Source organism: Pseudomonas sp. LP_7_YM, from assembly GCF_004364435.1.
Taxonomy (GTDB): Bacteria; Pseudomonadota; Gammaproteobacteria; order Pseudomonadales; family Pseudomonadaceae; genus Aquipseudomonas.
In genome coordinates this window covers 84010-99574 of record NZ_SOCT01000008.1, presented here as the reverse complement: position 1 = coordinate 99574, position 15565 = coordinate 84010, and the positions used below count along the sequence as shown (strand labels likewise).

General features: G+C 59.9%; 14 protein-coding genes. 8 read left to right on the top strand and 6 right to left on the bottom strand.

The features are described 5' to 3' along the window. Positions 1-28 precede the first annotated feature (28 nt). Positions 29-931 carry a cation diffusion facilitator family transporter gene (locus EC915_RS18430; RefSeq protein WP_133751956.1) on the top strand — a complete coding sequence of 301 codons (903 nt, stop codon included), beginning with the start codon at positions 29-31 and terminating at the stop codon, positions 929-931. 68 nt (positions 932-999) lie between these two features. On the opposite strand, the gene EC915_RS25700 is transcribed toward EC915_RS18430, so the two are convergent. Next, entirely contained in the window at positions 1000-2085 is a 1086-nt protein-coding gene (locus EC915_RS25700; protein WP_166651025.1) for a DUF6515 family protein, read from the bottom strand. A gap of 517 nt (positions 2086-2602) precedes the next feature. Here EC915_RS25700 and EC915_RS18415 point away from each other — a divergent pair. Beyond that, positions 2603-3082, top strand: a complete 480-nt coding sequence (locus EC915_RS18415) for an Lrp/AsnC family transcriptional regulator (protein ID WP_133751954.1) — start codon at positions 2603-2605, stop codon at positions 3080-3082. Between the two features lie 77 nt (positions 3083-3159). Beyond that, positions 3160-3339, top strand: coding sequence for a DUF2788 domain-containing protein (locus EC915_RS18410; protein ID WP_372237926.1), 180 nt, complete (start codon positions 3160-3162; stop codon positions 3337-3339). A 154-nt stretch (positions 3340-3493) separates the two neighbouring features. Here the strand turns inward: EC915_RS18410 and EC915_RS18405 are convergent, their stop codons facing one another. The 4 genes from EC915_RS18405 to EC915_RS18390 form a co-directional block, all read right to left on the bottom strand. Then, positions 3494-4126, bottom strand: coding sequence for a pseudouridine synthase (locus EC915_RS18405; protein ID WP_133751952.1), 633 nt, complete (start codon positions 4124-4126; stop codon positions 3494-3496). Between the two features lie 65 nt (positions 4127-4191). Continuing rightward, positions 4192-5688, bottom strand: coding sequence for an AMP nucleosidase (gene amn, locus EC915_RS18400; RefSeq protein WP_177413404.1), 1497 nt, complete (start codon positions 5686-5688; stop codon positions 4192-4194). 154 nt (positions 5689-5842) lie between these two features. Then, complete coding sequence (locus tag EC915_RS18395) at positions 5843-7492, bottom strand: acyl-CoA dehydrogenase family protein (protein ID WP_133751950.1); 1650 nt, start codon at positions 7490-7492, stop codon at positions 5843-5845. Positions 7493-7662: 170 nt separating this feature from the next. Beyond that, positions 7663-9615: a hybrid sensor histidine kinase/response regulator gene (locus tag EC915_RS18390; protein WP_133751949.1), complete on the bottom strand. Its 1953-nt coding sequence runs from the start codon at positions 9613-9615 to the stop codon at positions 7663-7665. Positions 9616-9954: 339 nt separating this feature from the next. Between EC915_RS18390 and EC915_RS18385 the strand changes: the two genes are divergently transcribed. The 4 genes from EC915_RS18385 to EC915_RS18370 all read left to right on the top strand — a co-directional run bounded on the left by EC915_RS18385 (position 9955) and on the right by EC915_RS18370 (position 13673). Next, positions 9955-10752, top strand: a complete 798-nt coding sequence (locus EC915_RS18385; RefSeq protein ID WP_133751948.1) for a hydroxymethylpyrimidine/phosphomethylpyrimidine kinase — start codon at positions 9955-9957, stop codon at positions 10750-10752. A 25-nt stretch (positions 10753-10777) separates the two neighbouring features. Then, positions 10778-11404, top strand: coding sequence for a thiamine phosphate synthase (gene thiE, locus EC915_RS18380; RefSeq protein ID WP_133751947.1), 627 nt, complete (start codon positions 10778-10780; stop codon positions 11402-11404). 50 nt (positions 11405-11454) lie between these two features. Beyond that, a complete protein-coding gene (gene hemL / locus EC915_RS18375) occupies positions 11455-12738 on the top strand; it encodes a glutamate-1-semialdehyde 2,1-aminomutase (protein ID WP_133751946.1) in 1284 nt (427 codons plus the stop codon). Between the two features lie 371 nt (positions 12739-13109). Then, positions 13110-13673 (top strand): tetratricopeptide repeat protein, encoded by a 564-nt coding sequence (locus EC915_RS18370; protein WP_133751945.1) that lies wholly within the window; start codon positions 13110-13112, stop codon positions 13671-13673. A gap of 35 nt (positions 13674-13708) precedes the next feature. Here EC915_RS18370 and EC915_RS18365 read toward each other — a convergent pair whose 3' ends face one another. After that, complete coding sequence (locus EC915_RS18365; protein WP_062384926.1) at positions 13709-14035, bottom strand: DUF1820 family protein; 327 nt, start codon at positions 14033-14035, stop codon at positions 13709-13711. A 135-nt stretch (positions 14036-14170) separates the two neighbouring features. Between EC915_RS18365 and miaB the strand changes: the two genes are divergently transcribed. After that, positions 14171-15526, top strand: coding sequence for a tRNA (N6-isopentenyl adenosine(37)-C2)-methylthiotransferase MiaB (gene miaB / locus EC915_RS18360; RefSeq protein ID WP_133751944.1), 1356 nt, complete (start codon positions 14171-14173; stop codon positions 15524-15526). Positions 15527-15565 lie beyond the last annotated feature (39 nt).

The following is a 15565-nucleotide window of genomic DNA, read 5'->3' as shown; positions in this document are numbered from 1 at the left end:
CTTCGACGTTCTGCCTGAAGGAAGCACCATGAGCACCAGCCCTGAACATGCCCGGTTACTGCGTCTGGCGACGCGGGCATCGCTGGCGGTCGCCAGCATTCTGATCGTCGCCAAGGCCGTGGCCTGGTGGATGAGTGGCTCGGTCAGCCTGCTGGCGGGGCTGACCGACTCGCTGCTCGACGGCGCAGCGTCGTTCCTCAATCTGCTGGCGGTGCATTACGCGCTGCGTCCTGCCGATGATGATCATCGGTACGGGCATGGCAAGGCCGAGGCATTGTCGGGCATGGCTCAGTCCTTGTTCATCGCAGTCAGTGCATTTCTGATCGGTTTTCAGGCCTTCGAGCGCATTCAGCATCCGCAGCCTCTTGGGGCGCCGGGATTGGGCATTTTAGTGATGCTGTTGTCGATCGCCCTTACCATTGCCCTGCTGACGTTCCAGCATAAGGTGGTGAAGGAAACCGGCTCGGCGGCCATTCGTGCTGACTCGCTGCACTACCGTTCCGACCTGCTGCTCAATATCAGCATCATGGTGGCGCTGGGCCTGGCGTACTTCGGGTATGACCAGCTGGATGCGTATTTTGGTCTGGTGATCGCGTTCTACATCCTGTGGAGCGCGGTGTCGATTGCCCGGGAAACGATCTCGGTGCTAATGGATGCCGAGCTTGAACCCGGGGTCAGCGCAAAAATGCTGGAGCTGGCGCAGAACGTACCCGGCGTGCTCGGCGCTCATGACCTGCGTACGCGTATCTCCGGCAATCACTGGTTCGTGCAGCTGCATCTGGAATTGCCTGGGGCGCTGACGCTTCGGGTTGCGCACGGCCTGTGCGAGCAGGTCGAGCGCGCGATCATCGCCGAATACCCCAAAGCCGAGGTGCTGGTACACGCCGATCCACAGGAAGTACTGCAGGCCAATGGCCCGGTATTGAACTGATCTAACGTGCAGTGAAGATGATCGCCTGTGCAAGTGAGCCTCACTCGCACAGGCGGATCATCGGGTCATCACTGCTGAACGCTATACCCCCGCCCCGCATAACACCCGGCCATGGCCTGACGATAAACCCCGACCACGTCAGGCGCAGGCTGGTATGTGGCAGCCGCCGGATCAAAGTTGCTTTGCTGCACGGCATAGCGGTAGCAATCATAACGGTCCTGCTCGACCTGCTGCTGCGTCTGGCCATTGCCTGGGTACGCAGCCACGTCATAGGGGTCAGCAGGCTGTTGGATCTGTTGCGGCGAGTATACCGGCTGCGCACCCTGCGGCGGTTCGGCCACGATGTATTCGTTGGTACTCTGCTCGTAGCTGTAATAGGTGCCCGCTGCCAGGAAGAACAGAGCGCTGCCCAGCCAGACTTGCTGCGCGTAATCCGGCAGGTAGCGTACCCGCACACCACGCGGCGGAGCGATGACTACGTAACGCGGGCCTTGTGGGCGATACCAGTAGCCACCTGAATAGAAATAATCGTTACCGCGATACGGCACGCGCGAGTAGCCACCCGGCATGCGGTCTATCTCGTAGCCAGGCCTATAGCGCGGCCCGCCGCCCCAGCCATCACCACCAGGCTGACCGTTGCCTGGACGATGCTCACCGCCACGCCAGGGATTGTTTTCACGGGGCTGATCGCGGTAGAAGCCCTGACGCGGCTCTTGGGTCTGCACCACGGTGTCGGGGCGACCCTGGATCGGCAGGCTGCTCTGGCGATCCTGCAACTGGCGCTGCTGCAATTGTTGTTGCTGCTGGCGTTGCTGTTGTTGCTGTTGTTGCTGATTACGCTCGCGGTCCTGCTGCTGGCGCTGTTGATCGGCACGCTGTTGCTGGTTCTGCTGAACCTGACGCTGCTGCTGCTGCTGCTGCTGCTGCTGCTGCTGCTGTTGTTGGTTAAAGCTGCGCTGCTGATTCTGTTGCTGCTGACGCTGCTGCTCGAAGCCACGCTGCTGTTGCTGGCGTTGCTGCTGCTCATTGTGCTGTTGCTGCTCATGCTGTTGCTGTTGCTGTTGCTGTTGATTGTTATCGTCGGCCAGCACCTGAGCACTGATGCTCAAGGCCAGAAGACTGACACCTGTCAAACGCCAGATGCACGTGCTCATGCTTTCCTCACTGCGGCGCGGATACCTGTTGATAGGACTGCATTGTGGATGCGCCGTTCGCCGCACTGTATCAGCGCGCTGATCGAAACTGTAGGCACGCGCTTGCCCGCGATGGCGTTGAATCAACAAAAGATTCATCGGCTGACACACCGCAATCGCGTCCAGGCGCGCTATCAAGATCGTCTTTGCATAAATCGCAGGCACAAAAAAGAGGGCTCATCGGCCCTCTCGCGAATATTTCGTCCTGGCTCGACGCTTTTGACGCCGGCTCACCTCGCATCGTCTTCTGGACAGTGCGTAGCCCGGTGGCCTGATCAACCCTGTGGGGCTGGAGGCCGCGGCTGGCCTGATTCGGCGGGCCGCGCTGGACGCTGTGTCCGGGCAGTGATTCTGGTTAAAAGAATAGGCTTGGAAGCGCGCCACAGGATTGCGAATATTGCTGACTAAAACACCGCTTGCGCAATTTTTCACTTCGGATGAATAATTCGGCGCAATCGTTCTTAAAAAGGTGCCTTCCGTGAGCAAGCTCGATAGATATGACCTGAGTATTTTGGCCGAACTGCAGCGTGACGCACGCATCTCCAATCAGGAGCTGGCAGAACGCATCGGCCTCTCGCCATCGCCTTGCTCGCGACGGGTCAAACAGTTGGAAGACGATGGCTATATCGTTCGTCAGGTCGCGCTGCTGGATCGCAAAAAACTGGGGCTGAGTCTGACGGCCTATGTGTTGATCGGCATGGACCGCCACACCCCTGACCGTTTCGAGAACTTCGAGCAGCAGATACGCAATCTGCCGCAAGTTCTCGAATGCAGCCTGGTAACCGGTGTCGATGCCGACTATCAACTGAAAGTGGTGGTGCCGGACATGGACCACTATCAGAAATTCCTGCTAGGCCATCTGACCCGTATCGACGGGGTCACCAGCGTACGCTCGAGTTTCGTGCTCAATCAGGTTCTGGCCAGTACCGAACTGCCGCTGGTGCACCTGCGCAACTGATGTCTGCACGTGTTCTAACGTCAACGTCCGAGCACTCCATGGAGATGAGCGTGGAAACCGAGTTATTCGAACAATGGATGATGACCATTCTGATTACTGTGCTGGTCGGTTTCATGGGCTTCATCGTCTGGGACCTGGCGAAAAAATCCCAGGCAGGCCGTTATGGCACGGTGATTCTCTTCGCAGTGCTAGGCCTGGGCGTGCTGGCGTTCGTGATCAAGAGTGTGGTGATTGCTTATCTTGAACAGCATCCATAACCCTCTATTTCACGATTCTTAATGGGCGCAAATTCATTCGCGAAAAATGTTTCAGGCTACGAGGGCGGTTGGCTGTTCAATCCCATCGCGAATAATTTCGCTCCCATATGGGGTTGTGAACAACCTCGCAGAAACGTGATCGCCTGATCCACCCTTACAACTTCGCCGGCACTTCGCGCCACTGCCCTTGATCCAGATCCTCGATGCTCCAGTCGCCAATTCGCACCCTGACCAGCCGTAGGGTAGGCAGCCCGACCGCTGCAGTCATCCGGCGCACCTGCCGATTCCGGCCTTCTTTGATCACCAGTTCCAGCCAATGCGTCGGGACACTTTTGCGAAAGCGTACCGGCGGATTACGCGGCCAGAGATCGGGTTCGTCCAGTCGCCTGGCTTCTGCGGGCAACGTCGGGCCGTCGTTGAGCTCGACGCCCTCGCGCAGTTTTTGCAGCTGCTCCTCGCAAGGCTCACCTTCCACCTGCACCCAATACGTCTTGGCCAATTTGTGTTTGGGATCGGCGATGCGCGCCTGCAACTGACCGTCGTTGGTCAGCAAGAGCAGGCCTTCGCTGTCACGGTCCAGCCGTCCGGCCGGGTAGATTCCGGGGATCTCGATGAAATCCTTAAGCGTCGCCCGGCCTTCGCCATCGCTGAATTGGGTCAACACATCGAACGGCTTGTTGAACAGGATTAACCGGGGCTCTGCAGGCGGAGCCTTGGCGACACGGCGGGGTGCCCCGGAAGCATTCGGTGCCGGGCGGCGGGAGACAGGACGTTGATGGCGGGGCATATCGGCTCAAAGCATGAAAACGGAAAGGGCCACTGTAGTGGCCCTTTCCCTGAACAGCCAGCAAATCAGCGGAACGGCGGCTCATCGAAGCTGCGCAGTTTGCGCGAGTGCAGCGAGTTGAGCTGGGTGCGCATCAGGTCCAGTGCCGCAATGCCGATCTTCAAATGCTGAGTCACGGCGCGCTCGTAGAAGGCGTTGGCCGAGCCTGGCAACTTGATTTCGCTGTGCAACGGCTTGTCGGAGACACAGAGCAAAGTCCCGTACGGGACGCGCAAACGATAGCCCTGAGCGGCAATGGTGCCGCTTTCCATGTCCACAGCCACGGCGCGCGACAGGTTGATCAGTGGTCGCTCCTGCGCCCAGCGCAGTTCCCAGTTACGGTCGTCGTAAGTCAGCACGGTGCCGGTGCGCAGGCGTTTTTTCAGGTCCTCGCCACGCTCGCCCGTGATCTGCGCTGCCGATTCCTGCAAGGCCAACTGCACTTCGGCCAGGGCGGGGATCGGGATGTTCGGTGGCAGTACACGATCAAGAATGCCGTCACGACGCATATAGGCGTGGGCCAGCACGTAATCGCCGATGGTTTGCGACTGACGCAGCCCGCCACAGTGACCGATCATCAGCCAGCAATGCGGTCGCAGCACGGCCAGGTGGTCGGTGATGTTTTTGGCATTGGATGGGCCGACACCAATGTTGACCAGGGTGACGCCGTGACCGTCATCAGCGATCAGGTGATAGGCCGGCATCTGATAACGGTGCCAGACCACGCTTGCGACGATGGCCTGGGCCTCGCCGTAATCCATGCTTTTGTCGACGATGACATTGCCCGGCAGGACCATTTTCACGAAACGCGGATCGTCACGCAGTTTCTCAAGGCCGTGGACGATGAACTGGTCGACGTAGCGGTGGTAGTTGGTCAGCAAAATCCACGGCTGCACATGGCGCCAGTCGCTGCCGGTGTAGTGCACCAGCCGGCGCAGCGAGAAGTCCACACGGGCCGCATCGAACAGTGCCAGTGGCAGCGGGTCGGTGTTGGCCCAGTCGTACAGGCCATCGGCGATGCCATCGGTGGCAGCAGACAGGTCGGTACTTGGGAACACACGGGCAAGCGTCGCGGCGGTAACGCCAGTGCCCGCCAGTTCGTCGCCCTGCTCGACCACATACGGGTAAGGAATGTTCTGCTCGCTGACCCCGACTTCGATCGTCACGGTGTAGTCGTTCATCAGCGGCACGAGCTGTTCGAGCAAGTATTTGCGGAACGCTGCCGGGTGGGTGACGGTGATGCTGTAAGTGCCAGGCAGTTGAACCTTGGCATAGGCGCGAGTGGTCAGCGGCACGTCGCCGTGGCAGTGATAGGTCAGACGCAATTCGGGGTAGCGGAACAGCAGACGCTCGGCGGCGTCGGGCTCGACGCGGTCTTTGAGATAACGCTTGAGCGCCTGGCTCAAGGCGCTGGTTGCACGACCGTGCAACTGGGCAAGCCGGTCCACAGCTTGCTCGGCGGTTTCTACGACAATAAAAGCTTCAGTCACAATGCGCATCCTTCTGTTCTTGCAAGGCCCCATCTTGCCTGCAACAGCGGGAGAAGACACGAGCGGCGTTGACGAGAAACAAAACCGGGCGCGGCATTCCCCAGGTGCGGCGAATTCATTCGCAAAGCGGTGGGAGATCCGAAACACAGGTGTCGCTCATGCCGACGTATCGCGAATGGATTGTCGATCAGGCCATTGTCGGGGACGAGCGCGCCACCAGTGCCTGGACATCCACCCCTCGCGGCAGCGTGCCGTAGACCCGGCCGGGGTGCTGCAAACGCCCGGCGATAAAGCCGTCACTGACCACCGAATTACCCGCTTCCAGCAGCAACTTGGCTTGAAGTCCGACGGCAATGTCCTCTGTCAGCTGCCGGGCGCGGTACTGGATGTCATGGGTGTCCTTGAACGCCGTCTTCAACTGACTAATGTGCGCCGCCAGACGCGCGTCGCCATGTCCGTCGCCCAGCTCATCGAACAATGCATCCAGCACGCCCGGCTCCTTCGACAACGCACGCAGTACGTCCAGGCATTGCACGTTGCCCGAGCCTTCCCACGTCGAGTTCACCGGCGCCTCCCTATAAAGACGCGGCAGGATGGTGTCTTCGATGTACCCGGCACCGCCCATACACTCGGCAGCTTCATTGATCATTGCCGGGGCCCGTTTGCAGATCCAGTACTTACCCACCGCCGTCACCAGCCGGGCGAAACGCGCTTCGTGGGCGTCGTCCAGACGTTCCAGAGCACGCCCCATGCGCAGGGTCAGTGCCAGCGCGGCCTCACTCTCCAGCGCCAGATCGGCCAACACGTTCTGCATCAACGGTTGCTCGCTGAGTACACGCCCGCTGACCGTGCGATGCGCGCAATGATGCGCAGCCTGAGTCAGCGCCTGACGCATCAAGGCGCTGGAACCGGCCATGCAATCAAAGCGGGTCATGGCGACCATCTCGATGATCGTCGGCACGCCGCGCCCTTCTTCGCCAACCATCCACGCCAGCGCACCCCGAAACTCCACTTCGCTGGAAGCGTTGGACCAGTTGCCCAGCTTGTTCTTCAGGCGCTGTATGCAGAACGCGTTAGGTGTGTCATCCGGGCGGTGGCGCGGCAGCAGGAAACAGGTTAGGCCCTTGTCCGTCTGGGCCAGGGTGAGGAAGGCATCGCACATGGGGGCAGAGCAAAACCACTTGTGGCCCACCAGCTCGTAAGCCTGACCGGGCCCAGGCTGACCGACCGGATAAGCCCGGGTGGTGTTGGCCCGCACGTCGGTGCCACCCTGCTTCTCGGTCATCGCCATGCCAATAGTGACCCCGGTTTTATGAGCGATCCCGACGTTGCGCGGGTCGTACTGAGTCGCGAAGATTTTCGGCAGCCAGATGTCGGCCAGCTCAGGCTGCAATCTCAGGGCCGGAACGCTGGCGAAGGTCATGGTCAGCGGACAGCCGCTCCCCGCCTCGGCCTGAGTGTGCAGGTAACTCATGCACGCGCGGGCAACGTGAGCGCCTTCCCGTGGATCCGTCCAGGGCAGCGAAGCAATACCGTGTTCGACAGCGGTCTGCATCAACTGATGGTAAGCGGGATGAAACTCCACCAGATCGATGCGATGACCGTAGCGGTCATGGCTGACGAACACCGGCTTGTTCTGGTTGGCGAGAAACCCCGCCTCCATCAGCGGCCCGCCTGCCAACGCGCCGTAGGCATCGATTTTCGCCTGCGCCCAGCCCGCACCGAAACGCCTCGACCATTGCTGCAACGGCAGGTCGATGCGGTAAAGATTGGTTCCGTCCAGCGACGGCGGCTGATTGGTGACTTCGTGGGTTTCGGCGAACTGATGCAGATTCATGAGCGGGCTCCGGTTCGAGTTGGCGCGCAGCGCCAGCGGATGCGAACCAGTGAATCACGCAGCGGAAGACGAAAAAAGCGCCATAGCCGACTAAATGACGGCGCTTTTGCCCTGTCAGTCAGCAAGCGGGCTCCCATAGGTAGTGCGCAGTTACCTCACTCTGACTGCGATCAAACCACCGGCGGCGCCCCTCGCTGTACGTCCAGACTCAACCTGAACTGACTGCCATTGCCTGGCTCGGACTGATGGCTCAAACGGCCACCCAGCAATTCGATCAATTGACGGCAGATCCCCAGCCCAATGCCAAGGCCACCGTACTCGCGGGTCATCGATCCATCCACCTGATAGAAGTTGGCGTAAAGGGTTTCTTCGTCCCGAACGAAGCCAATGCCGGTGTCGATGACATCGATCAGCAAGCGCACCTGCTGATCGTCGGTGTGACCCTTTACGCAAATCCTGACCGAACCGTGCCGGGTGAACTTGATGGCGTTGTCGGTCAGGCACTCCAGGCACTGACGCAATTTCAGCGCATCGCCCTGCAAGCTGTCCGGCAGTTCTTCATCGAGCTCGACGCTCAAGGCCAGGCCCTTGCCGCGGGCCACAGGCTCGAACGTGCTGCGTATCCGAAACAGTAAATGCCGCAGGCCAAAGGCTTGGCTCTGCACCGTGACGCGGCCGGCCTGCAACTCGGTGAGGGTCAGAATGCCGTTGACGATGCCCATCATGTTCTGCGCGGAGTCGGCCGCGGTCTGGCGGTACAACTGGATATCATGCTCGGCTGCGTCCAGCTGCATCAGTTCAAGCGAGCCGATGACGCCATTCATCGGCGTGCGCAGTTCGTGAGTGAGCGTGGCCAGAAACTCGTCTTTCAAGCGGTTGCTGACAGCCAATTGCTGGTTGAGCTTCTCCAGGTCCTTGCTCGACTGCGCCAGAATCTGCGTCTGGCGCTCCCGCAGAGTGTTGATGCGATCGGCCAATGCCAGCGACAGCAGTGCAACTTCCACTACCGAACCGATCTGACTGGCGTACATGGTCCAGAAATTATTCGGCAGTAGGCCCAGCAACATGGTGGCGTTGACGACGCCGCCCAGCAGAAACGCCGACCAGCCGAAGATGAAGTAACGTGCGACACGGCGGCCCTTGAGCCAGGCAACGATGCCAATCAGCAGAATCACCGGGGTAAACACAAACACCAGGCCCGTGACCAGGCGCAGCGCTATGCCGTAATCCAGCGTTAAGGAGAGCACCATGATCACCGCCGCGCAGGCCATCATCAGCCACAGCGGAACATCCAGCCACCGCCCCAGCCTTCGGGTTTGCAGGAATTTACGGGCGAACTGGCTGGCGAAAAGGATCGCTGCGGCAATCAGGTAAGTGGTCGATGTGTTGGCCCACCAGGGATTGTCCGGCCACAAAAATTCGATCCCGGCGCCATTGACCGACACCTGATACAGCCCGAAACAGGTGATATAGCAGATGTAATAGAGGTAGCTGGTGTCACGCACGCTCATATAGATGAACAGGTTGTAGACCAGCATCACCGCCAGTACGCCGTAGATCATGCCGAGAATATAAAGCCGCGCCGGTTGATCCTCGATGTACGCATGACTGGCCCAGAGATTGAGCGGGGCCTGCACCGAGCCATGGCTGGAAATGCGCACGTAGGCAGTCTTGCTTTCGTTGGGCGCAAGGTTCAGTTCAAACAGGTAGTTGTTCTGTTTTACCTGACGGCTGTCAAAGGGCAGCATGTCGCCGGTCTGCCAGGTCAGGCTTGGCTCGGCTGTGTCGCTCGCCAGGTACAGATCAACGTGATCCATCGGAGGATACGCAAGCTCCAGTAACCAGTCGGCAAAGGCCACCGGATTGACCGGCCGGTAGGTCAGTTGCACCTTCAACCAGAACACCGATTTTGAAAAACCTGCGTTAAGCGCGTTACCTTCCAGCGCGCGAAACCGGGACTGACCTTCGGGCGACGCCACTTCCTTGATCGTGGCAACGCCTGTCGCATCTTCGAATACCTGGGTCGCGGAACCCAATGCCAGCATGCGCGTGGTCTCATCAAACTCCACAGCGCTGGCCAGTGTCGGCAGCAGGATCAGCAGCAGGGTCAGAAAAAGACGCATGCAACCCCGCCAACCGTACTCTGAGCGGCGAGCTGATACCCTTGATCCATGGGAGGCAACATTCGATTCAGGACCGAAATTTCGGCCAGTCTGCTTAACGGGTAAAGCACTTGCGCTCACTCTTTTGACGGAAAAAACGGCATACCGTCCGACAGCATAACGACTGATAGCTGCTTGACACTATCTGTATCGTCACCCGACATACTTTCATGACGCTTTCAGGTCAATTGGTACTATCGTGCCTGCGAGCGTTGAATTAGAGCCTTCCAGTCCGGCTGCTTGAAAAATCTGCCAGCGACCGGCAGCCCGCCAAAAGCTTTAGTGGTAAGCTCGCGCACCATGAATATCTATAGCTCCCGCCCTGTTGTCCTCTGTTTCTCCGGCCACGATCCCAGTGGCGGTGCCGGCTTGCAGGCCGATATCGAAGCACTGCTCGCTCAGGGTTGTCACGCTGCGCCAACGATCACTGCGCTGACGATTCAGGACACCGTGAACGTTACCGACTTTCGGGTGCTGGATCGCGAATGGGTCCTTGCACAGGCTAATGCCGTGCTTAACGACTCACCGGTCGCTGCCGTGAAGCTGGGAATGCTCGGCTCGCTGGAGATGGTCGACACCGTGGTCGGTTTGCTCCAGGCCAATCCGCATCTGCCCACGGTCTGCGACCCTGTCCTGCGTGCCGGGGGCGGCGGGCGGCTTGGCAGGGATGAAGTGGGCTATGCCATGCGCGAGCGTCTGCTGCCGTTGGCGACCATAGCCACGCCGAACCTGCCTGAGGCGCGGATTCTGGCTGAACTGCCCGAGGGCAGCGCCGACGAATGCGCCGAAAAACTCCTGCCGTTCTGCGAGCATTTGCTGATCACAGGTGGGCACGGCGACGAGCACGAGGTTCACAACCGCCTCTACATACGCAACGCAAAGCCGCGCACCTTCACCTGCCAGCGGCTGCCAGGCAGTTATCACGGCTCCGGCTGCACACTGGCAAGCGCGCTGGCCGGTCGTTTGGCGCTGGGGCAGGACCTGATCGGGGCTGTGCAAATAGCACTGGACTACACTTGGCGCACGTTGCGCGACGCAGAGCAACTGGGCAAGGGGCAGTTCGTGCCCCGGCGCCTGCCGTTGGATTTCTGCTCGTAACGCCACGAAAAAAGAGGCACCCCTGATGAAACTACGTGGCCTGTATGCCGTTACCGACAGCCAGCTACTGGCTGGCAAATTTCTGGCCTATGTCAAAGCAGCACTCGACGGCGGCGTGACACTTCTGCAATACCGCGACAAATCCGGTGACGAGACTCACCGCCTGCGCGAGGCCTCGGAACTGCTGAAACTGTGCGAGTGCTACAAGACCCGCTTGATCATCAACGATGACGCCGAAGTCGCCGCACGGCTTGGCGTCGGGGTGCACCTGGGGCAAACCGACGGCTCACTGCCGGACGCCCGCGCTCTGCTCGGTCACAAGGCCATCGTGGGTGCCACCTGCCATGCGCAGCTTGAACTGGCGGAAAAAGCCAGGGTCGACGGAGCCACCTACGTCGCATTCGGCCGCTTCTTCAACTCCAGCACAAAGCCCGGCGCGCCCGCGTGCAGCCTGGAAATGCTGGCCGAAGCACGTCAGCGCATCAAGTTGCCCATCGCTGTCATCGGTGGCATCACCCTGGAAAACGCCGCGCCACTGGTGGCTCACGGCGCTGACCTGCTCGCGGTGGTGCATGGCTTGTTCGGCGCCGAGACGACCCAGGAAGTGACGCGCCGCGCCCGTGCCTTCAACGACCTCTTCAAACCGGCCTGACCTGACGTCGGGCCGGTTCATCTCATTCGATTCAAGCAGAGACCTTCATCATGTCCCGTTCTGAAACCCTGTTCGCCAACGCCCAGAAACACATCCCAGGCGGCGTCAACTCGCCGGTTCGCGCATTCAAAAGCGTCGGTGGCACGCCGTTGTTCTTCAAACATGCCGCTGGCGCCTACGTCACCGACGAAGACGACAAACGCTATGTGGATTACGTGGGCTCTTGGGGGCCGATGATTCTCGGCCACAGTCACCCGGATGTACTGGATGCCGTGCGCAAGCAGCTGGAACACGGTTTGTCCTACGGCGCACCGACCGCGATGGAGACCGAGATGGCCGATCTGGTCTGCTCGATCGTGCCGTCGATGGAAATGGTGCGCATGGTCAGCTCCGGCACTGAAGCCACCATGAGCGCAATCCGGCTGGCCCGTGGTTATACCGGCCGCGACAGCATCATCAAATTCGAAGGTTGCTACCACGGCCACTCCGACAGCCTGCTGGTCAAGGCCGGTTCAGGTGCGCTGACGCTGGGAGTGCCGAGTTCGCCGGGCGTTCCCGCTGCATTCGCCAAACATACGCTAACCCTGCCGTTCAACGACATCGACGCCGTTAAGGCGATGCTGGCTGAAGTGGGCCAGGAAGTGGCCTGCATCATCGTCGAGCCGGTTGCTGGCAACATGAACTGCGTGCCACCGGCGCCGGGGTTCCTGCAAGGCCTGCGCCAAGCATGCGACGAACACGGTGTGGTGCTGATTTTCGACGAAGTGATGACCGGCTTCCGTGTCGCCCTCGGTGGCGCCCAGGCTCACTACGGCGTGAAGCCTGATCTGAGCACCTTCGGCAAAATCATCGGCGGCGGCATGCCGGTGGGTTGCTTCGGCGGCAAACGCGAGATCATGTCGCACATCGCGCCGCTGGGGCCGGTGTATCAGGCAGGCACGTTGTCGGGTAACCCGCTGGCCATGGCGGCGGGCCTGACCACGCTGCGCCTGATCAGCCGTCCCGGTTTTCATGACGAACTGAGCGCTTACACCACGCGCATGCTTGAGGGGCTGCAACAACGCGCGGACGCTGCGGGCATCCCGTTCGTGACCACTCAGGCGGGCGGTATGTTCGGCTTGTACTTCACCGACGCCAAACAGATCGTCACCTTTGAGGACGTCATGAGCAGCGACGCCGATCGCTTTAAGCGCTTCTTCCATCTGATGCTCGATGGCGGCGTGTATCTGGCGCCAAGCGCGTTCGAAGCCGGCTTCACCTCCATCGCCCACGGCGAGGCAGAGTTGCAACACACACTGGATGCCGCCGAGAAGGCATTCGCGCAGTTGAAATAAAGCAGGTCAACACGAGCCGATTGGCTGATTGCGACCGGGCACCGTGGGGGGCAATTCGAAAAAGCGCTGCACAACCTGAGTAGACGTCGGAGACTCCGACGACAGCGAATGCGGTGGGCCGGTCAATAAGGTGACTGGCACAGCGCATTCGCCAGCAAGCCAGCGACTAAAAAAGCTGATTGGCTCGCGGAAGATGCGTTGAAAACCAAGCCTGGCGGCGGCCCGGTCGCCTGAATACAGGCCAATCAGACCCGTGCAGCAGAAAATCAGTAAAGACTTTGTAAGGTTGGCCCTGCTTATTTCATAATGCGCAGTCAGCACGTTTAGCTGGACGGCTTGCCCGCACCCTTTTCAGAGGTAAATCGACTTCCATGAACCGCACCGGCCGCGCCCTTGCATTGGGCTGCCTGTTGCTTCTTCATCCCCTGCTGGCGAATGCAGGTGGCAACTCGTTGTTAATACCAGCGGTGGGTCGCTGCACCCTGAATACCCAGCCAGACAACCTGCCGGCGGCGTTGTCGACCTGTCAACAGGCGGCGCAAGGCGGTGATGCCCAGGCACAATACGAGTTGGGACAGTTCTATTACGACGGCAAAAGTGCGCCGCGTGATCTCACCCAGGCACTCAACTACTTCGAACAGGCCTCATTGCAGGGCCATCCGCAGGCGCAGTATCAACTGGGTCTGATGTTCTTCCGTGGAGAAGGGGTGCAGGCCAATAACATCCAGGCCTATATCGTGCTGAAGATGGCAGCGGTCAATGGCTCGGAAGATGCGCTTGATCAGGCCGACGAAGTATCAGCGCAAATGAAGAAAGAGGACCTTGAAGTTGCCACCCAGGTGCTGGGGCAAATCTTCCGCAAATACCTGCTGGAACTGCAAACCGCCGAAGGGCGCACACCTTTCGCGCCCTTTCCTGACAGCGCCAAGCCCTGATTTCAGGGCCCGCCGCCAAAGGTGTCTCGCAGAAACTATTTGTCCGGCATCGGCATTGGAAACGGCATGACATTGCCGGTCTGACGCGCTTCGCTGATCTTCGCTGTGCCCATGCGCTCGACTTCATCGATACGCACGATCGAATGCATCGGCACGAAGCTGCGCACCACACCGTCGAACTGCGCCTTCAACTTCTCTTCGCTCGGGTCTACCACAACGGTCGTACGCTCGCCGAAGACGAACTCCTCCACCTCCAGAAATCCCCACAGATCGCTTTGATAGATCTGCTTGGCGTACATCTCGTACACCTGTCCCTGATTGAGAAAAATCACCTTGTAGATTGGAGCTTCGCGTTTGGTCATAACAGGCAGGCAATGATCGGTGTTTTGAAAAGGGCGCGAACTATAGCATGCCGCGGGTTACGCAACGCTAGGAAGCTGGGGCCATGGTCCCTATAATGCGCGGTTCTTCGAATCACCTGATGAATCCGAACCCGTATGGCCAAGAAGCTTTACATTGAAACCCACGGCTGCCAGATGAACGAGTACGACAGTTCGCGCATGGTTGACCTGCTGGGTGAACATCAGGCACTGGAAGTCACCGCCCGTGCGGAGGACGCCGATGTCATCCTGCTCAACACGTGCTCGATTCGCGAGCGGGCGCAGGATCGCGTCTATTCCCAGCTTGGCCGCTGGCGTGAGCTTAAGCTGGCAAATCCGGAAATGGTGATCGCCGTCGGTGGCTGCGTCGCCAGTCAGGAGGGTGCGGCGATCCGTGATCGCGCGCCTTACGTCGATGTGGTGTTCGGTCCGCAGACCCTGCACCGCCTGCCGGAGATGATCGATGCCGCGCGCATCACTCGCCTGCCGCAGGTCGACGTCTCGTTTCCGGAAATCGAAAAGTTCGATCATTTACCCGAACCACGTGTCGATGGCCCTTGCGCCTATGTGTCGGTGATGGAAGGCTGCAGCAAGTACTGCACGTTTTGCGTGGTGCCCTACACCCGCGGCGAGGAAGTCAGTCGTCCGTTCGATGACGTAATCACCGAAGTCATTCACCTGGCCGAGAACGGCGTGCGTGAAGTCACGCTCCTTGGGCAGAACGTCAATGGCTATCGCGGCGTGACCCACGAAGGGCGCGTGGCCGACCTTGCCGAGCTGATTCGCGTCGTGGCTGCCATCGACGGCATCGACCGCATTCGCTACACCACCTCGCACCCGCTGGAGTTTTCCGACAGCCTGATCCAGGCCCACGCTGAAGTCCCGGAACTCGTCAAACACCTGCATCTACCGGTGCAATCGGGTTCGGACCGGATTCTAGCGGCCATGAAACGCAATCACACCGTCCTCGAATACAAGTCGCGCCTGCGCAAGCTGCGGGCGGCGGTGCCGGACATCTGCATCAGCTCGGACTTCATCGTCGGGTTCCCCGGCGAAACCGAGAAGGACCATCTGCAGACCATGAAGCTGGTAGAAGACGTGGGTATGGACTTCTCCTATTCGTTCGTCTACAGCTCGCGGCCCGGCACACCGGCGGCGGATCTTGCCGACGACACCTCGGAAGAAACCAAGAAAGAACGCCTCAAGCAGCTGCAGGATCTGATCAACCGCCAGGGCTACGAGATCAGCCGCAAGATGGCTGGCACCGTGCAGCGCATTCTGGTGACCGACTACTCGAAGAAAGACCCCGGCGAGCTGCAAGGTCGCACCGAGAACAACCGCATCGTCAACTTCCGCTGCGACAACCCCAAGCTCATCGGCCAGTTCGCCGACGTCTACATCGACAGCGCGCAGCCGCACTCACTGCGTGGGTCATTGTTGCAACAGGCCGTGGCCGCGCACGAGCTGCGGTAGCGAATTCATTCGCGATGGGGCCGTACATCCGCCCCCTCC